Source organism: Paraburkholderia phenoliruptrix, from assembly GCF_019511605.1.
Taxonomy (GTDB): Bacteria; Pseudomonadota; Gammaproteobacteria; order Burkholderiales; family Burkholderiaceae; genus Paraburkholderia; species Paraburkholderia phenoliruptrix_A.
The window spans coordinates 115379-136321 of record NZ_JAEUAV010000010.1; the positions used below are offsets into that span (position 1 = coordinate 115379).

Consider the following 20943-nt stretch of genomic DNA (forward strand, 5'->3'; position numbering starts at 1 on the left):
ATCATGCGCTGGAAAAAGACACTGCAACTTGTCGACGTGCATTGCGAGGGCGAGATCGGCAAAGTCATCACGGCAGGCGTAGTCGGTATTCCCGGCGACACCATGCTGGACAAGATGAACTACATCAACGAGGTCGACGACAGTTTGCGCAGGCTCGTCGTACTCGAGCCGCGAGGCTGTCTGCAGATGTCGGTCAATCTGCTGCTGCCGCCCACTCGCCCGGAAGCGCACGCCGGCTTCATCGTATTGCAGGCGGACAAGGCGCATCCCATGTCGGGCAGCAACGCGATCTGCGTGGTGACCGCATTGCTCGAGCTCGGCATGGTCGAAATGCGGGAACCCGAAACCGTCGTGATTCTCGACACGCCGGCGGGGCTCGTGACCGCGCGCGCGAGCTGCGGGGACGGTCGCTGCACTGGGGTCTCGCTGGACATGGTGCCTTCGTTTGTCGAACGGTTGGACTTCGGGTTCGAGACGTCGCAGTTCGGCACCATCGAGGCCGATATCGCGTTTGGCGGTGTCTACTACGCGCTCGTCGACGTGGATCAGGTGGGCCTCGAGATTGCCCCGGAAAATGCGCGCCAGCTCGCCGAGCTCGGCGTGTCGCTCAAAGATGTGATCAACCGGCAGATTCAGGTCCAGCATCCCCTCTATCCGCAGATCGATGAAGTCGCCTATGTGATGTTCCGCAAGCGCATCGGCGACGCGCTTTATCAGACCTGCACGACGCTGCCGCCTGGCCGGGTCGACAGGTCGCCGTGCGGAACGGGAAGTTCGGCGAATCTGGCCGCGCTCGCTGCACGCGGTCTTGTCGATGTCGGCAGCCGGCTCAAGTCGCGCTCGACGATTGGCGGCGAGTTCAACATCGAATTGCTTGGCTGGACAGAGGTGGGCGGCCGTCCGGCAGTGCTGCCGCGCGTGCAGGGAAGGGCATGGCTGTACGGCATCCAGCAGATCGGCGTCGATCCCGACGATCCGCTCGCGGCCGGCTTCATGCTGAGCGATACATGGGGCTCTGGTTTCCCGAAGGCCTGAGGCAGAGCGCGCGATGATAAACTTGAATGCGCGCCCGTCCTTTCGGGCCTACGACGACGGCGGTGAAACGATGAGCAAGAGTACAGGCGAAACTGTGGGGACCGGACGCCGGCATGGGGGGCGTTACATCTATGAGGAGTTGCGCAAGCAGATTCTCACGCTGCAGCTGAAACCAGGCGCGCCGCTCGACGAAGTATCGCTCGCCGCCCAATTCGGTTTGTCCAGATCGCCCGTGCGCGACGCGCTGGCGCGGCTCATCAGCGAAGGTCTTGTGACAATTCTTCCGAACCGCACAACGCTCGTCACGCCGTTTGAAATCGAAGAATTCCCGAAGTATATTTCCGCGCTCGATCTCATCCAGCGGGCAGTGACGCGGCTCGCCGCATTGCACCGCAGCGAGGCGGAGCTTGCGCGCATCCGCAAAGCGGACGACGTCTACATGCAGGCCGTCGAAAGCGGCGACTTTCAGGCGATGTCCGAGACCAACAAGGCGCTGCATATGGCCATCGCGCATGCCGCAAATAATCCCTATTTCGTGGGCTATTATGAGCGGCTTCTCGGCGAAGGGCAGCGTCTGTTGCATCTGCACTTCGACTTCACGGTCACGTCGCCGACCGCGTCCAAGCTGGGACGCGACCACGCCGATCTGATCGATGCGATTGCGCGCAAGGATGCCGACGCCGCCGAAAAGCTTGCGCACGAACACACCATGCTGTTCCAGAAGCGTTTCCTCGATTACATGCGTCAGAACATGACGGAATCGATGGCGGTTCTGTGATTGGTATCAGCATCGGTACCGGCCACGCGACCACGCCCGTTGCAACCAGACCAAGATCATCATTGCTGTCCGCAATCGCTTCAGGCAGATCGCGAAGCGCCGACCACTCAAGCCGTCCAGCCATGGCCAGCGCGACGGTGACCAGGCGGCTCAGGTTCGCGCACATCTCCTTGCTTCATAGCGCAGCACACACATCGGCATCCTCCTTTTCAGGCGCTGACAGCTGCGCAGTCCGCCATGATGGGTCGCTAGCGCCTGCGCCAGCGTCGTACAACCAGAACGCCATTCGCCGACGCCTGCTTCCACGTCGATGCGGCCTGCGTTACGCGCGTCGTAAAGATCGACGAAGGCAGCCCATGCGCGAAATTCATGCGGTTCGGAGACCGCGCCAGGATGACGGTGACGGCTAGCGACGATAGTGGGCACGCGCGGTCTGAGACGGTCGACCAACGGGTCGTGCCTGCGCGGTGCTATCCCGAAGAAGCCGCGGTCATGAGAGTACTCTTGACCGGGGCTGCCGGATAAGTTGAAAGTGCGCTCGTCGAGCGCCCATTGCCCGACGTGATTGCTGGGGCCGGCGCCTTATCGGAACTTCTCTGATCGAAAAGCGAAGCAAAGTTGTCACCGGCCAAGGCCCTCGCACATGAGGTCGGAGCCTCCAAGATGTGGAGGCGGCGCGGACGACCTTTTGGTGATTCAAACGTTGGCCCCTTGGGCGCCCAAAACCGGCGCAAGCCTATCCTGCCATCACTTTTGCAATATCGTTTTTCCGTTGCTTCGTTCGATGCTTTCCGTGAGGTCGGCGCGTCGAGTCTGCGAGGTCGTTCATGCCATTCCGTTAGCCACCGACAGAAAGTCTGCTCGCGTCGCCGGTCCGTGCAGATTGGCTGGTCGAGTTAAGTGCGTGAGGTCGGCACTGCGAGTTCGTTTCCTTGGGCGCTACGGTTCGTGAGTTCCGGGCCACGAATCTGAGAAGGGAATTCCCTCGCGTCGCTTCGATCGGCAGTCACAGTTTGGCTGGTCGCAGTCAGATTTCGGCTCACTCCGGCACCTCGGTTTGCGATGTCCGGTTGGTCAGTCCGTATCGGTGCGACATGCAATCGGCGAGCGCGAACGCTGGCGTTTGTCGGCTTCATTCATCGCGGTTGTAGGTTTGGCGACCGTAGTTCGCGGTTTGTAGTGCCGGTAGTTTGCCGATAACCGTGCGGCAGTTTGCGGAGCCACCTGTCCAGTCTGCGCTCCTCGATCTTCGAAGTTGTTCGCTTGCAGAAAACCCGACAAAAATTTTTTCCGTTCCGTCAATTTCCGACGTATTCCAAACGCTTCCGAAAGTGCAGTCGGCGCGCCGGATGGGGTATTGACGCGCCTTTTATTGATTCGCATGATGATCTCGAAGGTGACGTATGGGAGCGAATCGTGCCGGGTGCAAAGAGCTATACGCGGGCGCAGTGGGACGACTTTTTCCGTACGCTGGAAGCATTGCCCGAGAAACCCCGGAACGAGCAACGCGTCACGGTCAGCGACGCAATGAAAGAGAAGCGCGTGCAGATCGCAGCGACGCAAGCGAAGGGCTATACGCTCGAAGAGATCGTGCAGGAGGCCGAGCGGAAAGGGATCGATGTCAGCATCGGTGCGATCAAATATGCGTTGTATCGTCCAGCGCCTGCCGATGCAAACTCCGCGGTAACCGATACGCGAGGCAGCGGTAGAGGACAATCGCCGTCGGGTCGAAAGAAAGCGGAAAAGCGCGCAGGCAATGCGCGCGACGATACACGACAACAAAGGGAAAGGGGCGTAAATCAGCCGGGATCGATGCAGATACAGGACGCGTTCTCGTTTGAGATCAGACCTGATATCGAAAACCTTTAGGAAGTCGCGCATGGATACGACCCAACCCATATTTCTAGTCGGCGGAAGCAAAGGCGGTGTCGGCAAAAGCATGGTGACGCTTTCTCTCGCAGATCACCTGCAGCGGCGGGATGCCCACGCCGTTCTGGTCGAAACGGATACGTCGAATCCTGATGTCATGAAAGCGCTCCGGGATGAGATGAAATGCGCAGCGTATGACCTCGACGATGCGGATGGCTGGATCGGCTTCGTTAACTTTTGCGATATGCACAGGGGTGCTGCCGTGATCGTGAACACGGCAGCGCGCAATCAGACGGGAGTGGCCCGATATGGCGGGACACTGGCCCGGACGCTCGGTGAACTGGAGCGGAAACTCGTCGTGCTGTGGGTGATCAACAGGCAGCGTGACAGTCTGGAGTTGCTGCACATCTTCGCGCAGACGTTCCCCGATACAGTAACCCACGTCGTTCGCAACGGCTACTTCGGCACGCCCGACAAGTTCGCGCTGTATCAAGAATCGCAGCTTCGCAAATCGATCGAGACGAAGGGCCGATCGCTGGATTTCCCTGATCTTGCGGACCGGGTTGCCGACGAGTTGCGTAGCCAACGTATCTCGATCCGAAAGGCGGCTGAGACAATGCAAATCGGGCAGCGCGCGGAGCTGTTTCGCTGGCGTGAGTTGTGCGACGCCATGTTCTCCACGGTGATCAGCACCGATGGGACAGACCGTGAGCAATAGGCGGTCAAGGCCCGTCGACCCGCTCATCGGCCTATTTCGTGAGGTGTCGGGCGATGTTCCGGACGAGGCCAGCCTGGCTCGTATGCGCCGGGTATCCGGCGCTCTGAATCTACGTGACAACGATGCGCTATGGGCGATGATTGCCGTGCTCGAATACTACGCACGGCTATACGAGGCTATGCCCGAACGTATCCGATGGGCAAGCGAGGGAAGCCTCGAAGCCGCACGCCGGGAAGTCGGCGGTGCGACTGATGCATTAATGCAGCAACACCAGGATGCGCTTGAGCGATGCAAGGCGACGATCCAATTGGCGGAAAACCTGATACAGGAACACGAGGCGCGGTATCGGGCGGCGCTGGCGAGCGTGAATGAGACGGCGATGACGGCCTTGATCGAACGCATGTCGACTCGGGTTTCGCGCGTGGCAGGTAACCGGCTGATCGGTGCGGCGGCGGCTTCGGCACGCGAGCAACGTGAGCGATTGGACGGCACCATTACCACATTCGAACGGGCGGTCGAGGCGTCGGAGGCGCGGGTGGAGGCGATGGCGACTCGCATGGAAGAGGGTTTCGTGCGCTTGATGCATCGGTTATTGGTGGTTGGCGGTGCCGCGCTCTGCCTGTTACTGGTTCTCGGCGGGGGCGCAGGTTGGTGGATTGTGTGTCATTTGGCAGGCGCGGACTGTCGTGCAGTGCAGGTTCGGCAGGCAGACGGCGGGCCCTAAAGGGCGCTGCCGTCTGATGTGTCGCCCTCGCGGGCGCAAGGGTCTACGTTAGTCGGTGCGCGAGACAGCTTGCGGTGAGTTCAGCGTAGTGGCGGTTGGGAAGGGCCACGGCAGCTGCCCGGTGCGGGTGGCGGAAGGCGCTTCGGGATCGCGAGGTGTATTGTTAACGTGCTTGTCGCCGTCGCCAGTATCCGACTCAGCATCGGCATCGTCGTCGCCCTCTGCATTGCCGCCATCTTCCGCAGTACCGGTCTCGTCCTCATCCTCGTTGTCCTCGCGGACAGCCCACGACGGCATGGCCGGGGTGTCGCGGTCGGTGAGGATTTCCGGGAGCCATGCGACGTTGGCGAGGCGCAGTTCGGCTTCGGCAGCGGCGTCGGCCTTTTTCATCTTCGCGAGGTCGGCGGCCACCTTTGGTGACACGGCGGCGGACACGACCTCGGCGATGCGAGCCTTGCTGACATGGTCGAAATACGTGATGCGGTTTGCCTTCCAGTACCTGGTCATATCGAGGTTCAGCGCATCCGCGAGCGCATTGATTGCAAGCGGCTTTTCCTCGCCCGCGATGCCGTCCAGCAGCGTCCCGGTGCAGAACGCGAGCAGATCGAGCAACGTCGTGCCGGGGTCTTGCTGGATCAACCAAGGGAGCAGGTCGGATCGTTTCGTCGGCAGTTCCTCGACCCACCGTGCGCGCTGCGCTTCGATAGCATTCCATGCTTGACTCTCGGGCAGGTCGTCTGCCGCACGCAGCAGCCGGTCGTGATTGTTTTCTCCGGACAGTGTCAGATAGTCCGGCGCGGACGTATAGCCATAGTGCTCGGGCAGCGCCTGCGGGATCAGATGCCGCAGCAGCGCTGCCAGCGCAACGGTCGGCTGTGCGACCAATTCCGCGTGGATAGCGGCGGCGCGGTGCGCGGTCAGTCGCTGGCAGAGCTTCGAACTGTGGACGGGTTTGGCCTTTGGATCCTTCATGTCCGCTTTGTCGGGGGCGTCGGCTGCGGGCACACCGGTGACGGTCGCACCTGCCGCGTCCAGCGCCGCGCTGTTCTCGCGCCGCACGAGGCCCCGTTCAACGGTGAGTTCGCCTTGTGCGCCGACGATCACGTATGCGCCAGCCTCCGCCATCTGTGACGTATCCCACAGGACGGCGTGGCTTTCGATCGCCGTGATTGCGGCACTCGTTCGCTCGATTTCGAGGTCGAGGCGTTCCGCTTCTTCGTAGGCGTTTTCATCGTCGTCCGACAGTGCGTCAAGCGTTTCGGCGAGTTCATCGCGCTGCGCCGTAAGCACGTCGATATGGCGCTGCTCGTCCTCGGTGTACGGGCGGTGAACCGGTTGCAATCTGCCGTAGCGGTTCAGTTCGAGCACATCGCGCTCGACACGCGTTTCGATCCAGCCCCAGCCTTCGGCGCGGACTTCCTCGGCGGCGGCGTCAAGCTTCTGTGCGACCAAGCGTTGCAGCAGGTCGGCGTCGGCGATGTAGCCCGCGTTTTCGTCGTCGCTGAACAGATCGCGGCGTACGTAGCCACCTGCTGCCTCGTAGGCGGGGAGGCCAACGAAACGCACCAGACGGCTTCGGCTCGCGTCGATCTCGGCACGCGTGATTGCCTGCCGCAAATAGTGCGGCTGACGCTGCCACTCGTTTGCCTCAAACCAGAGGCGTTCCTGTGTTTCGTGGTCGTCAGCGAGGGCAAGCGCTGACAGTTGGTCTAGCGTGATTGCGTCCTCGCGCAGCAGCGCAAGCAGCTTAGGCGATACGTTGGCGAGCTTTATGCGCCGCCTAACGGTGATGGGCGAGGCGGAAAATAGGGCGGCGATGTAATCGACGCTGCGACCTTCCTCGGCCAGCATCCGATACGCACGCAACACGTCGAAGGGATCCAGTCCCTCTCGCGCACTGTTCTCGATTAGCGAAATCGCGAGCGCTTCGCCTTCGCTAACGATCCGAACGGGTACCGGATAGTCGGCGGCGATATGCTCTTGCTCGAACAGCAGGTCGAGTGCCGCTTCTCGACGCTGACCCGCACAGACGCCGTATTTGCGGTGTTTTCCGCGCGAGCCTTTGATTTCATGGACGACGAGGTTTTGCAGCAACCCTTTCGCGCGGATGTTGGCGGCCAGCCCTGCGATGCCAGCGAGAGACTTGGTGCGAACGTTCAGCGGTGAGCGCCGCAGGCTCGAATACGGCACGGTCACGACTGGCTGCTCGTCGCCGAAATTCGTTTCGAGCACGATTGCTGATTCAGCGGCTCCATTGGGGATGCTGACGGTGTTGACATTTTGGGCTTGCATGATCGACTCCGGAAAGTTGGAAAGAGGGTGCCGGGCCAGTGCGGTGCGAATGCGTCAGAACGTGACCCGACGGGCGTTCCGGCGCAAAGGCCGAGAAGCGGGGCAGCGTGGGTGCGCCGCCCCGGAGTCGCTACGCCTTCATCTGGCGCATGGCGTCGGCGAGCATCCACAGGGCGCGGTTGAGCTTCACGTTCTGGTCGATACCGGTGATCGGACGCGTGGACATGGAGCGACCCGAGCGCGAGCGTCCATGCAGCCCCCCCTTCGTGAGGTTTTCCTGCACGCGGTTGAAGACGGTCCAAAGGTCGTCGCGGCGATCCTCGAATCGACGCGGGGCGAGCAACTGGCTGTCGGTAATGGGGGCGGGCGCTTCAGCGTCGGTCGGGTCGTAGCGCAGCGCGAGGGCCGAACGGGCGAACGCGTGTTGTTCGTCGCGGTCGAGCGTCACAGCGCGCATGCCGTCCTTTTGCTCGCGGATCAGGTCGAAGCCGTCGAGCACGTCGAAGGCACCGTTAATCACGTTTTGCACAACGTTGCCTTTGTGCGGCACACGGATATCGGCGATGTTGTCGCCGGCTACCATGCCGTTTTGGCACACAAACCGGAATGTGCCTGCGAGCATCTGATAACTGCTCGTGCCATCGTGCGAGTTCAGCATTACGATTTCATCGGCTTCCTCGCCGGTGATCTGATCGGCATGACGTAGCCGGAGCATATGCTTGGTGAATTCGCGCTTGCCCTCATCACGCACTCGGGTCTGGCAGATCATGAACGGCTGAAAGCCTTCGCTGCGGAGGCCACGCAGCACCTCGATGGTGGGAATGTAGGTGTAGCGCTCGGAGCGGCTCTCGTGCTTGCCGTCCGCGAAAATGGAGGGCGCAACGCGGCGAATCTGGTCGTCTGAGAGGGGCGTGTCAGCGCGCAGCATCGGGGAGCCGTAACGGAAAGAGGAAGCGAGTTGCATGGCAATCTCCACAGTCAAGGTTGAGGACCTGAACCGGGCGTGGGGATGTGACTTGCCGTTGTGGCTGGACACCTCCCGGTGGAACTCGGGGTTGGCTTTACTGCCGCCAGGCTCCCGGGTTCCCGCCCGTGCGACTGGAGGAGCCGATAGCGGGCAGGCGTCAAGGAAAAAAGGCGAGGGAGGGGTGCGGGCAACACGGTCCCTCGCCCCTTGATGCCTGCCCGCTATCGGCTACGGTCGCGGGTCAAGGGCGGGAACCAGGGAGTCGGGTGCATGCCATGCCGCGGGTTGACCGGGTGGGGATTATGCGTTGCGCGCGGCTTTGACTTCGGCGCTAAGTATTGAATGCTCCGCGGTGGCGAAGCGGCGCGCAGCTCGACGTGTCGTAAGCCAGTTACGGTCACTAATCTGCTCGATTCTTCGCGACCTTGGCTGATGCTGGGTGTTGCTTTATCAAGACGGGGCGCGAAACTAAGAATCGCGTCGGTCAGGGCGGAAGTTGAGTTAAGGCATTTTCACAAATTCGCTTTTTTCTTCGCGCCGCCCTTCTGTCGCAGGACCATCGGTCGAGTTTATGCAATATGCATGGATCGGTAGCAGAGCAAGCACTTCTTTCCTTTTTCGCAGCGGATCATCTATCATTTTTGCCACTTGCTCGACTGCGGCACGAGATGAATGCAAATCGAAAGGTTTGGGTAAGGGCTACTGCCGTTGGGTTAAAAGACGAGTCAGCGTCGGTATAACAACATTTCCTCATGGATCGAGGCCGAGACCAAAGCTGGGGTTACTGAACTTATGAGCCTGTATGAACTGGCCATCCTAGGCAGCGCAACTGCTGTCAACCGGCGTCGCCTGAGCGCAACGATCGAAGCCATGATCGAGGATTTTGGCATGACGCTAGGGGCGGACGTGGTCATTCACGACGCGGCATCAACACAAACTCGTGATGTCCGCGCCGCATTTGCAGCAGCCTATTTTGGTGGCGCCCCGTTGAGTGACGTCGAACCGGCGCGGGCGCTGGTCGTCGCTAGTGCGCCCGTTATCCCCACCGTTGCGCCCGGTCAGCAGTTTGGTGCAGTGATCCCGGATTTCCTTCAGTCGGCGAATGGCCTGACGCGCCGGGACGATGACCCCGAGATGACTGCGCTTGCCTCGGCGCTACTAGAATGCGTTGGGCTGCTGCGTCGCCAGCGACGTGTCTTCGTCAGCTATCGCCGGACCGAGTCTCGGGCGGCGGCCCTCCAGTTGCATGACCTGCTGTCATCGCGGGGCTTCGATGTGTTTCTCGACACGCACGACATCCGGCCCGGTGATCCGTTCCAGGATGTGCTCTGGCATCGACTCGTTGACTCGGACGTCATGGTCATGCTCGATACACCAGAGTATTTCGACAGCCGCTGGACCCGTCAGGAAATCGGGCGGGCGAGGGCCAAGGAAATTCAGGTTCTGCGCGTCATCTGGCCTGAGCACGTCCCGACGAAACTCACTGACCTGTCAGAGACCGTGTACCTTGACGTCGGCGATCTCGAAGGGGCTGATGGCCCGATCGCGCATGCAACGGCTGATTCCATCGTATTGCGGATCGAGCGACTGCGCAGTCGCAGCATCGCTTCGCGGTACATGTCGATCACCGGAAAGTTGCGCGCGGATGTCGAAAAGATCGGTGGCTCGATAGAAGCGATCGGCGCGCACCGCGCCATCGCGCTACGCCTGCTTGACGACAGGAAGATCTGGGCCTACCCGATCGTTGGGATTCCCACTGCGGAGACGCTTCATGATGTCGCAGACAAGGCGCAGCGTGCGGCGCAGCGCGAAGCCCCCGTGCTCGTCTATGACCACATTGGCATCCGCGATGCCTGGACTTCGCACCTGCGCTGGCTTGACGAGCATATCCGCGCGGTTCGCGCGATCAAGGTCTCCGAGGCGGGGTGGACACTTGCTGCGTGGGAAGACTGATCATGAACGACGCCATCTTCCTTTCGGCCGGGGTCCCAGATCCGCGCAGGGGGCCCGACTATGCGGCGACTGCCGACAGCGTGGCGATCGCCGCTGCCGTCTCGGCGCTCGTGCATGTCGTTCTCGGTCGCCGGGCGCTGGTCTGGGGCGGTCACCCCGGCATCACGCCGATGATCTGGGTCGTCGCGCAGGATATTGGCGTCCAGTACGAGAAGTGGGTCCGGCTTTATCAGTCGAGCTTCTTCAGGGATGAGTTTCCCGAAGAGAACGCGCGATTCCAGAACGTCACGTTCACCGACGCCGTGGAGGCGGACCGTGACAAAAGCCTGCTCCTGATGCGTGAACGCATGTTTTCCGAGAACCAGTTCAAGGCGGCCGTATTTATCGGCGGTATGGGCGGGATCGTGGAAGAGTATGAACTGTTCCGGCAACATCAGCCGCACGCCAGCGTGATCCCGGTGCTCTCAACGGGTGGCGCAGCACTGCGGCTGGCTGAACGCATCGGGCACCTGCCGGCGGACCTGTCGAATGATCACGACTATGTCGCGCTGTTCCATCGGTGTCTTGACATATCGGTAAAAGAGGAGCGCTATCCCACGCCTGACATGCAGCCCGATACGGTGGAGGATCGTTTCTGGACACCTCCTAGGAAGAAGGAATCCTGATGGATGGCAACGACCGTGCGGGAAGTGGCGGCTGATGACAGTCGTCGCGCTGGTCCGGATCAAGTTGTCTGTGTTTCAGGGAGCGGCCGACGGCGGCCAGTTTTTGATCAGATTGAGAACAGTTTTCCAAAATGCAGTCGATCGTGCAAAGCGGTGACGATCGTCGACGTTTGTCATACGTCTACGGGGGGCGGGAAGTGGCAGAACAAAGAAACGTATTTATCAGTCACGTCCATGAGGACGATGCGGGGCTCCAGAAGTTCAAGAATCTGCTGGCGCCAAAAGGCGTTGACGTCCGGGATTCCTCGATTCACACGGGGAAATTCAACAATGCGACCGACGAGCACTACATCAAGACGCAGATCCTCGCGCCTGCGATCAACTGGGCTGGCGTGTTCGTCTGCTACGTCTCCCCGCTCACGAAGGACAGTAAATGGGTGAACTGGGAGATCGAATATGCGGCCAAGCAGGGGAAGCGTATCGTCGGCGTCTGGGAGCATGGCGAGAGGGAATGCGATCTTCCCGAGGCGTTGAAGCAGTATGCCGATGCGATGGTGGGCTGGAATGGCGATGCCATCATCGATGCGATCAACGGCAAGGACACGTGGGAAAAGCCGGATGGCGGTCCCTGCGATCCGGTCCCCCTCAAGCGGCATCCCTGCTGATGGCCCGCGTTCACTCTTACGTGGTGCGCTACGACAGCGGCTTCGCGCCCAATCCCTTCTACGGCTACTGCACACTCGCCACCTGCAAGCCCTCGATCCGGCGCAGCGCGTCCGTTGGCGATTGGGTGGTTGGCAGCGGCAGCAACGATCGAAGCGTGCGTCGTGGCGGGCATCTGGTGTACGCGATGCGGGTCACGGACACGCTTACATTCGATGAATATGGCGCAGATCCGCGTTTCGGCCCGAAAAAGCCGTTTCGTCACGGAAGCCGCAAGCAAAGTTGTGGCGACAACATCTACTTCAGAGACGGGCCGCAGGCACCGTGGGAACAGCGCGATTCATTCCATTCGCTGCCCGACGGCTCGCTCAATCCGGAACACGTGTGTAGGGACACGGGTGTAAACCGGGTGCTGGTCAGCGACGACTTTGTTTATTTTGGCGGCGAGGGTCCCGCGTTTCCCGAAGACCTGAAAGACCAGCAAGGTCGTCCGCTGTGCAAGTCGGGGATCGGCCTGACGACGTTCGACGATCCATTGCTGGTCGCCGGCCTTGAACAGTGGATTCGCAGTCTGGGGGCGACGGGGTATCAGGGCGCGCCGTTCGAATGGTTGACGCTTCGCAGGTGATCGATGAAGAAGGAAGGCACCCTATTGTTGTCCGACTACGCGGCGCAGATTGCACCCACAGACGTTCTTGGCCGGAGCGATTTCAGCCCCGTGCTCCAGGGGCTGTATGGCGAGGTCGGCGGGATCATGACGACGGCCAAGAAGCACGTGCGTGAGCAATCCGCCTTCCCGGGGTTCCGCAAGGCCGCAGAAGAAGAATTCGGCGATACCCTGTGGTATCTGGCTGCCATCTGCCGACGACTCGACGTCCCGCTTGAAGAAGTGTTCGCCGAGGCGGCGAATCACGGCAACTTCAGGAACGTGGGAGCGGCGAGCGACGTCATGGAAGGCGCGATGGCCTACATCGCGGTGCCGGTCGCCGTTCCGGTTCCGCTTGACACGACGTTGGTGCGACTGGGGCAGTCGGCCGCAGCCCTGCTCGGATCGGTCGCTCCGGATCGCTCCAGTCTGGTCGCATTTGCCCGGGCCTATCTGGATGCGATGCATGCGGCAAAACTCGCTTTCTCGGACGTGGCGCGTGGCAATATCCGGAAAGCGCGCGGGGCGTTTCTGGAGCCCGGGACGGCCGATCTGGCCAGCCTTGATTTCGACAGGGCGTTCGGACGCGAAGAGCAGTTGCCCAGGGAATTCCGGATCAGGGTCAACCAGCGCGGCAGCGGCAAGAGCTACCTTCAGTGGAACGACGTTTTCATCGGGGATGCTCTGACCGACAACATCGCGGACCGCGATGGTTACCGGTTTCACGACGTCTTTCATTTCGCGTATGCGGCGATATTGCACTGGTCGCCGGTGATGCGCGCGTTGATCAAGCATAAGCGAAAGAGCAATTCGAGGTACGATGAAGAGCAGGATGGCGGGCGGGCGATCGTTGTTGAAGAAGGGCTTACGGCCTGGATTTTCTCGAAGGCCAAGGAACTCAATTTCTTCGAGAACCAGAAGAAGGTTTCTCTTGGGATCCTGAAGACCATCGGTGAATTCGTGAATGGCTACGAAGTCGAAAAATGCCCGCTCAAGCTTTGGGAGCGGGCGATCCTGGACGGCTATGCGGTATTCCGTCAAATGAAAGAAAACGAAGGTGGCTGGATCGTTGGTAGTCGGGAACAACGTACCATTGCCTATCTGCCACTTGAGCCAATGGAATGAAGATCCATCCGTTTGTTGAGGCAGTGGCCTCGCTGCAGTTTGAAGACTGTTTCAATCCCTATTCGGATCGTTGCGAAGTGCATGACCGGCGTGACGCGCCGCGTCGCCGCGCAGCCGCGCTTTCCGCCATGGTGCGGTGCGCGGTGCAGGAGCCAGTGGACGCAATCTGGATCGGGCGGGACCTGGGATACCGGGGAGGGCGTCGTACAGGGCTGGCGCTGACTGACGACGTCCATATCAGTCAGCATGCCAGACGATGGAATCTTGAGCTTTCCGAAGAGCGCCCGACGAAAGGCAGCGCGGTGTCGGAACGGACTGCCGCGGTGATATGGAACATGCTGGAGCACATTGATGCCCGCATTTTCCTGTGGAATGTCTTCCCGCTTCATCCGCATGATGCGGGCGATCCCTTCTCCAACCGGCAACATAATGCCCGCGAACGACGCGCCGGGGAAGAACTGCTGCAGCAACTCATCGTCCTGCTACGGCCGGCCCGGATTGTTGCCATCGGCAACGACGCCGCAGCCGCGGCGAATCGCATTACCGGTTCTGTGCCTGTGATCTGCGTGAGACACCCCAGCTATGGAGGACAGACGCAGTTTCAGCAGCAGATCGCCGATCTGTATGGACATTCGGCGAGGGCGGACTCACTGTTTTGACCCGTTACGTGGCATTTGTCGGCAGTGATGCAGTGAGAGCCGAGCAATTTTGAAGTGTTTGCTTGATTGGAAATTCTGACAGAAGCGACATGGACGACAAGAAAGCAGTCTTTATTTCGTATGCTTGGGGCGGAGTGCTTGATAGGAAAGAGGAGTTGCGAACGGATATCGTGACCTCCCTTTCAACTGAATTCTCAGTTTTCTGGGATCGTCGCAGCATTTCGTTTGGCGAAGTGCCCGAAGAAGTAGTATCGAACGCTTTGCAAAGGCGGCCACTTGTCGTCTTTTGTCTGTGCGACGAGGAATACATCGCGGCTGCGTCCACGGTCGACTCGGGTGTATACCGCGAGCTCGCAATATTGGCGCAGATTTCGGCTTCAAAAGAGGTGCGTGTAGTTCCAGTCCTGCTTGATGGCGAATGTCTTCCCAGGTTACCTGCGCCACTTTCCGGTCGAGTGCCTCTCGACATCTCTGAGGTATACGCGCGGGGTCTCAAGCTAGGTCAAACGATGTGGGCCGTTGCGTCGGGTGCGTCTCAGGAAGATGTAACCAGGTCGCTGTCCGAGCAACTTCGTCGTGCAAATGTGCGGGATAAGGCAACGGCTTATTTTCGCGACTCGCCAACCAGCCTATATGGTTGCGGCCGTACTCACGTAGTTGAGGACGGCCTGGGGAGAATTTTGCGGCCGCCGCAGTGGATGATGGATCGCATAGAGTGGAAGCGAAGGCTATTGGAGGAGGACGATGCTTTCTGGCCGACAAAGGGAATTTGGCAATGGCATCGCGGTACGGCCTCCTCGGGACTGTGTGCGTTGGGAATGGCGGCGTGTGCCGCGTTCTTCCCAAAGGAACCAGACGCCGACTATGTAAAAGCGATCGCGCGGGCGGGTATTCTTCTCGCGGAAGGTTTTTTCTCGTTCCACAATACAAACGAACCCTTCACGCTCGAACCGGAAGAACTTGTTAACACGTTGATCTCCAGGGATGGCATTGACACGTTGGAGCGCCTCCTCCCATCGGTCTAAAATGCCGCCGAGTAATTTGGAATCTCCGGCGTCTGCGCTTGTTGCGTTCAACATCAGGACGACGTTCGGCCACCAGTGCCGGCCATGGTGGGCGGCAACAGCAGCGTAAGCTGGATCGCCGAGTGACCTCTTCTCAGGAGGATGTCCGCCAAGGCGAATACCTAACGGGCGCTCAGGTTCCGGTTCACTGCACTGAAATAACCCAGGATATTCCATGACGAAAAACGTGGCGCCTCCGAAGAGCACGAGTGGCGGTGGGTTTCTGTTCGAAGATAAGGTTTGCGCCTGGTTCGTCGTTCAGATGCTTTGCGGTGAAGCCCCGCTTGAACCGATTCTGGGAGCGGCGACCAGAATTGACTTTCAGACGCGGCCAGACGGATGGTTTCTGGATGACTTGCTTCTGACGACGCACGGACAGAACGGTCCGCATCGCTTCGCGTGGTCCATCAAAAGCAATACCCAATTCGGCACGGTCAGCGCGCCTTCCGATTTTGTTGAAACAGTCTGGGCCCAGTATCTGCACGAAGGCTCCAGAATCTTCGATCGGCTACGTGACTACATGGGTCTTGTGACGACGCCTCTCGACGTTGAATTTCGCGCATCGTTGGAGTTCGTGTTGACCACGGCCAATGCGACGTCCAGTGACCTGCTTCCCGGAAGGTACGCGCAAGAGGGCTGGGCTAGCGATGCCAGGCGGTCGTTGTTCGGCAGTTTTCACTGTCCGGTTGACCTGGCAAATCGCAAGGGGGCCACAGGCACCGACACCGGGAGGTTGTTGAACCGTCTGCGCTTCCTTCAGTTCGACTTTGATGCGCAGGTGTCGGAATCCGAAAAGCGTGCCGTTGAAGCATGCCGACGGATATTGCGGAGTGGACGATACGAGGACGCGCAGGCCATGTGGCATAGCATTCTCGGAATAACGGCCGACTACCGGACCACAGCTAAAGGGATCGACAGGCAGACCCTGTTAAAGCGGCTTCCCGCCCGGTTCGGGATTCTCGAGCTTCCCGATTACCGCGATGACTGGAACCGTCTGCGTTCGCTCACGAATGCGAATATGGCACTCGTTAGGGATACCATCGGTAAAGAAATTCGGCTCCAAGATACCGACCTTCGGTCCGCGCTGCGGGAAGCACTGGACGATTATAATGGAGCTGTTTTGACCGGGGATTCGGGTGTCGGCAAGTCTGCTGCAGTGAAGGCCTTTGCTGAGACACTTGAGAGCAGCGGCGAAGCGGTCCTGTGGTTCAATCCGTCATCATTCGACAAACCTGACTTCGCAGCGTTTCAGTCAGACTTGGGGTTGGCCCATACGCTTGAAGAGTTGTTTCGGTCGGTATCAAGCCACACACGCCTGATTGTCCTCGATGGGTTCGATCGTTTGTATGTGCCAGGCGCGATGCGGCTGGTTGCGACATTGGTGCGGTTTGTGCAAGTTGATGAGGCGGCGACTCCGTGGAAGACGATTGTCACGTGCCAGACACATGACTGGCCGCGATTGAGGAACAGCCTGACGGACGCCGGGCTCCCGGTGAGTGATTGGCCGTGCATCAACGTAGAAACCTGGTCGGCAGATGCTCTTCGTCCGGTCTGGGATGCCATTCCTGGAACCGCGCGCCTGAAGTCAAGGAAGAAGCTTCAATCGCTATGGGGCAATCTGAAAATACTGGATCTGCTTGCAACACGGATATCGGCGGGCAATAACGTCGAAACGTCCGGATGGGTTGGGGAAGCGGACGTTGCCGCCTGGTACTGGGACAGTTATGTGCGCAGTGGCGATACCCCGCACGCACGTGAGCGGTTCGCGATGATGCTTGCGGAGAAGGAAGCGAATGAGCTCCGCTCGGCCCTCCCGCTTGATGCATTTGAAGTAGCTGAATTGACGCCCTATGAGGCCCTAAGACTGGATGGTGTGTGCCAGACGACTCCCGAGGGGAGAATCAGGTTCGCGCACGATCTGTTCGGCGATTGGGGAAGGTTACGGATACTTGTTTCGCATGCCGATGACTTTCCCCGTTTTATTGGGACAAGAATCAACTCGCCGCTCTGGCACCGAGCGATCCGTCTGTATGGCACATATCTTCTCGAAAATGGCAACGACGTGGATCGTTGGCGCTCGGTCAGACGGGTCCTGAACGCGGAAGACAATACGATCGCGAACGATCTGCTGCTGGAAGCCGCCATATTTTCAGCTGACCCCTCTGAAATACTCGACAGGCTGAAGGCGGACCTGCTCGCGGAAAACGGTGCTGACCTGCGAAGACTTCTGGGCAGATTTTTAGCATCCGCCACCGTCCCTGACGTTCGATACGAAACTGATGGGCAGCCGTTGAATCCTCGCCTTGCATCGCGCCTGCGTTCGCCCACGTGGGGGGATTGGCCACCGATGCTTGGATTCCTATTCAGGAACAGGAACGACGTCGTGGCATGCGCAGCCGAGGAAGTCGCGAAAATTGCAGACCTCTGGTTCAGGCATACGCCTGAGGACTTCCCATTTCGCAAGGAAATGGCAACGATCGGTCTGCTTCTCGGCGAGGTCGCGCATCGTGGATGGCGCGACCGGACCGTGCATGTTGCCAGAAGGAAGCTGCTGTATCGCACAGCGCTTGCGGGCGCTGCTCATTACCCTGATGAAGTCGCCAGGTTCGCATTGAAAGCTGCGATGCGCGATGGCAGCGAAGAGGACAACGATGATGTGGGGGACGAAATGCTTCCCTTCGGCATTACGTTCGATCCCCGGTACGATCCCACGGCAGCTCCCGAAGAGCCATGGCCGGACGGTCCCCATGGACGCGTCGATGACGATTTCCGGGACGCAATACTTGATGAGGGAGCGCTCATCCCGCTAATGCGGATTCGACCTGCCGTCGCGCGTGAAATCATTCTGGCTGTGATGCTGAAGAAACGCCGACGTTTCGACTGGCACAACCATGTCCATCATAGTCATGATCTCGACCTGCATCATGGAGATGACTGGAGCATCCCGCTTTTCACGCAGGGTCCATTTTTGTCACTTCTGCAATGTGATTTTAGCGAGGGGTTAGAGACGATTGCACGCCTGGTCGATTTCGCCAGTGAGCGCTGGATGTACTACACACAGCTTGCCGCTCAGGAATACCGCTCTCAGCCCGCGGAGGCTGATCTTGGGGCCATGTCGGCGTTCCTGGAAGACGCCACGCGGCCACCGAGAAAGACGGCACTGACATTGGCTAACGAGACCAGACTTCTGCTCGGCGACGATCGCGTCTACGGGTGGTCTGGGAAAAATCCACCGTCGGCGATTGGTCCAGCCTTGATGGCCCTGGAAAAGTATTTTTATAACGAGCTGGACGCGGGACGTCCCGTCGCGGAGAAACTGGATGCAGTGTTGCAGCGAACGCGCAGCGTCGCGCTCCTCCAAGTGCTCTGCGATGTCGGAAAGCGTGAGCAGTCGCTATTCGGTACGGTGCTGCGCCCTCTGCTATCCGTAGCTGAACTCTATCTGTGGGACCGAAGGCATGGCTTCCATGGTCGACAGCATCTGCTTATGTTTGCGTTCCGGCAGCCGCGCTGGTTCATTGAGGCCGCGCGGGAGTTTCACAATCTGCCTCATCGCAAGATAGACATCGGGGCGCTGGCAGTAAGACTATTTGTCTTCGACGAAGCTTCTCGGACCTTTCTCACGCAAGTGCGGTTGAAGTGGCAATCAACATTTCCTGACATATCGGATCGCAATTTGCAGGAGCATTTCCAGGAAATGATCGAAGCGTTCGATATCGATAACTATCAGATTTCACGCGATGACGATGGGCAGTTGCAGGTAGTCAACCTGAGAGCGTATGAACGGTACGTTGCCCAGCAACCGGAGCGAGACGCGCAGCGGCGAAAGATGCGGATGACGGTGCTTCCGGTGCAGGCACGCCGTTACTTCGACGAAGGGAAACGCCTGAGTCGCGAGGAACTGACGGATGTGTGGAGCCTTCTTGACCCCTTGTACCAGGAGTCGGCTGCACTATCAGTGGGCCAGAGCCTTTCTTCCGAGGAGGAACCTGAGAAGGAAGATGCCGTCGTGCCCTCAGTCGCGCGACGGTTATTGAGCGTCATCACCGATTGGTTCAACATCGTGTGTCGTTCGGTAGTCAATTTGCCTACGGGTGGACGAAATTCTACTTCACGAGAGTTCGAAGAACCAGAGCAGCAAAGACCACTGAAGTCGGCTGCGCAACTCGAGCAGAAAAACGAGGAGGCTGACATGCAGATGGCCGCTATCGCTCTTCTTTTTCGACAGCAGGGAGATTGGCTCGACGAATACCCTGAGCGCAAGCAGTGGTGCGTGGAAAGGCTTGCGTACGCCATCCATAATCCGATTCAGATCCGGCAGTTTGATGTTCGCGATAGCGTGGCAAGCTGGACATGGGATTGTTTCGCGGCAGAGCTGGTTGCGCAGCTTTGGCTCGCGGCGCCAGATAACCGGCAGTATCGTTACATGCTGGCTAGGCTTTTCATTCTGGCGCCGCACTACACAGCATTGAACATCATCGTTTCACGATGCTCGGAACAACGTGGATCTGGCCGGAAGGACTTTGCCCAGTTGCGGACTTTCATCTTCCACGTCGCGAACATGCGCGCACGAATGCAGTTCGTGCAACAGTACAGCGCGTACGAGAACGTACTGTCGAAAGAGCAGGTGAGCAGTTTTCAGCGCAGTCTGGATCCGTGGGCAAACCATCTTGTGGGGAGATTCATTGAAGGTTCGCTGGAAGCGGGGAGCCATGCATGGAGCGACATGGACAGCAAGGCAGACTATGTCGAAGTGGACGCCCTCCGTCAGCGCTATCTGCCGCACCATATGCTGGACCTTGAACTTGTCCGCGCCACCCATCTGTGGCTACCCGGTCTCGACAAGGCGATTGATGATCAGGAACGGCAGGAGTGGGTGAGTTTCTGGCAGTCTGCGCTGGGTTTTATCCTGAGCCGGGTGCATACGGGCCGGGATGATCAGAAGTATCCATACGAGTATGAGCGATGGATACTCGATGGCGTGGGCACCGTGCTCGCGCAAATGCGCGAGGCTGAATCGCCGAGGTCAGTCTGGGAGCCGGTGCTCAGGCTACCGGCTGACTGGCACCACTGGAGCGAAATGATGCTCCAGTCATTCCATGAAGCAGGGTTATCCCGTGATCCAGCGGGCGCACATTTTGAAGCAACGCGAACCGCGATGGTTGAGTACGTGCTCGAAAAATCAGTTCGTTCGCCCGCCGAAAGCTGGTCCCATGAAGATGATGCGTGGCAGGCATTGATCGGCATCGACAACACCAACCGGAGAGCGTGGCTCGTTCGGCACCAGCCGTTGGCGATACGCAGCCTTCCACAACTTCTCCGATGGACCCGAGAAATCGCTGGCTCATCCTTTTCGCAGATGGCGGCGCTTTCGGACTGGTTGCAACAGGATTGTGCGGACCCAGTCCGGATTGATCTGCTAGCGGAGGCGTATATGGCAACGGAGAGAGAGGGGCTCCTTCGACTTGCCCCTCGACGTGATTCCGGTAGCGCCATTGCCTCGCTGTTGCATACGGTATGGGAAAGAGATAGGGCAGCTCTACGTACCAACGAATTGGCGTTCACATCGTTTAAAGAGTTTTTGAAGTGGCTAGTTGCCGATCAGAATGCTGTTGCGCTCGAACTTGCGCGCAAGGTTGGAAGCCTGTAAGCAGATGTGATAGGAGCCAATGTTCGCACCGAAGCGAATGGTCGAGTCGTCAATACGAAGTGGCTGTATGCGGAGAGCGACCATGAAGAAACGCAGCTAGCGTTGTGCCTTTCAGCATGAGGCATTCGTCGAGTG

General features: G+C 59.3%; 15 protein-coding genes and 1 pseudogene. 13 read left to right on the forward strand and 3 right to left on the reverse strand.

Going from position 1 to position 20943, the window contains the following annotated elements; all coding sequences use genetic code 11:
- The first annotated feature begins 3 nt into the window (after positions 1 to 3).
- Both JNB89_RS15375 and JNB89_RS15380 read left to right on the forward strand, forming a co-directional pair.
- Positions 4 to 1035 (forward strand): proline racemase family protein, encoded by a 1032-nt coding sequence (locus tag JNB89_RS15375; RefSeq protein ID WP_220362780.1) that lies wholly within the window; start codon positions 4 to 6, stop codon positions 1033 to 1035.
- 70 nt (positions 1036 to 1105) lie between these two features.
- Positions 1106 to 1813 carry a GntR family transcriptional regulator gene (locus JNB89_RS15380; protein WP_220362781.1) on the forward strand — a complete coding sequence of 236 codons (708 nt, stop codon included), beginning with the start codon at positions 1106 to 1108 and terminating at the stop codon, positions 1811 to 1813.
- A gap of 150 nt (positions 1814 to 1963) precedes the next feature.
- Here the strand turns inward: JNB89_RS15380 and JNB89_RS31060 are convergent.
- A pseudogene (locus JNB89_RS31060) lies at positions 1964 to 2158 on the reverse strand (hypothetical protein); the annotation flags it as partial.
- A gap of 918 nt (positions 2159 to 3076) precedes the next feature.
- Here JNB89_RS31060 and JNB89_RS15385 point away from each other — a divergent pair.
- From JNB89_RS15385 to JNB89_RS15395, 3 genes are read left to right on the forward strand one after another with little or no spacing between them, the layout of a single operon-like run.
- Complete coding sequence (locus tag JNB89_RS15385) at positions 3077 to 3682, forward strand: hypothetical protein (protein ID WP_223216769.1); 606 nt, start codon at positions 3077 to 3079, stop codon at positions 3680 to 3682.
- A 10-nt stretch (positions 3683 to 3692) separates the two neighbouring features.
- Entirely contained in the window at positions 3693 to 4400 is a 708-nt protein-coding gene (locus JNB89_RS15390; RefSeq protein WP_220362782.1) for a P-loop NTPase, read from the forward strand.
- A complete protein-coding gene (locus JNB89_RS15395) occupies positions 4378 to 5124 on the forward strand; it encodes a hypothetical protein (protein ID WP_222858974.1) in 747 nt (248 codons plus the stop codon). The genes JNB89_RS15390 and JNB89_RS15395 overlap by 23 nt, the downstream gene beginning before the upstream one ends.
- A gap of 48 nt (positions 5125 to 5172) precedes the next feature.
- Here JNB89_RS15395 and JNB89_RS15400 read toward each other — a convergent pair whose 3' ends face one another.
- Both JNB89_RS15400 and JNB89_RS15405 read right to left on the reverse strand, forming a co-directional pair.
- Entirely contained in the window at positions 5173 to 7416 is a 2244-nt protein-coding gene (locus JNB89_RS15400; protein ID WP_220362783.1) for a ParB/RepB/Spo0J family partition protein, read from the reverse strand.
- 130 nt (positions 7417 to 7546) lie between these two features.
- Entirely contained in the window at positions 7547 to 8380 is an 834-nt protein-coding gene (locus tag JNB89_RS15405) for a DUF932 domain-containing protein (RefSeq protein WP_220362784.1), read from the reverse strand.
- 795 nt (positions 8381 to 9175) lie between these two features.
- On the opposite strand from JNB89_RS15405, the gene JNB89_RS15410 reads away from it, so the two are divergent.
- From JNB89_RS15410 to JNB89_RS15445, 8 genes are all read left to right on the forward strand, one after another.
- Complete coding sequence (locus JNB89_RS15410) at positions 9176 to 10336, forward strand: toll/interleukin-1 receptor domain-containing protein (RefSeq protein ID WP_220362785.1); 1161 nt, start codon at positions 9176 to 9178, stop codon at positions 10334 to 10336.
- 2 nt (positions 10337 to 10338) lie between these two features.
- Positions 10339 to 11001, forward strand: coding sequence for a hypothetical protein (locus tag JNB89_RS15415; RefSeq protein ID WP_220362786.1), 663 nt, complete (start codon positions 10339 to 10341; stop codon positions 10999 to 11001).
- A gap of 197 nt (positions 11002 to 11198) precedes the next feature.
- Positions 11199 to 11666: a TIR domain-containing protein gene (locus JNB89_RS15420; protein ID WP_220362842.1), complete on the forward strand. Its 468-nt coding sequence runs from the start codon at positions 11199 to 11201 to the stop codon at positions 11664 to 11666.
- Positions 11666 to 12292, forward strand: a complete 627-nt coding sequence (locus tag JNB89_RS15425; protein WP_220362843.1) for a hypothetical protein — start codon at positions 11666 to 11668, stop codon at positions 12290 to 12292. Before JNB89_RS15420 ends, JNB89_RS15425 begins: the two co-directional genes overlap by 1 nt.
- Positions 12293 to 12295: 3 nt before the next feature.
- Entirely contained in the window at positions 12296 to 13435 is a 1140-nt protein-coding gene (locus JNB89_RS15430; protein WP_220362787.1) for a nucleoside triphosphate pyrophosphohydrolase family protein, read from the forward strand.
- Positions 13432 to 14094 carry a uracil-DNA glycosylase gene (locus JNB89_RS15435; RefSeq protein WP_220362788.1) on the forward strand — a complete coding sequence of 221 codons (663 nt, stop codon included), beginning with the start codon at positions 13432 to 13434 and terminating at the stop codon, positions 14092 to 14094. Before JNB89_RS15430 ends, JNB89_RS15435 begins: the two co-directional genes overlap by 4 nt.
- A gap of 89 nt (positions 14095 to 14183) precedes the next feature.
- The gene (locus tag JNB89_RS15440) at positions 14184 to 15119 is read left to right on the forward strand and encodes a toll/interleukin-1 receptor domain-containing protein (RefSeq protein ID WP_220362789.1); all 936 of its coding nucleotides are present in this window, start codon (positions 14184 to 14186) and stop codon (positions 15117 to 15119) included.
- A gap of 214 nt (positions 15120 to 15333) precedes the next feature.
- A complete protein-coding gene (locus JNB89_RS15445; RefSeq protein WP_220362790.1) occupies positions 15334 to 20808 on the forward strand; it encodes an ATP-binding protein in 5475 nt (1824 codons plus the stop codon).
- The last annotated feature ends 135 nt before the right edge of the window (positions 20809 to 20943 follow it).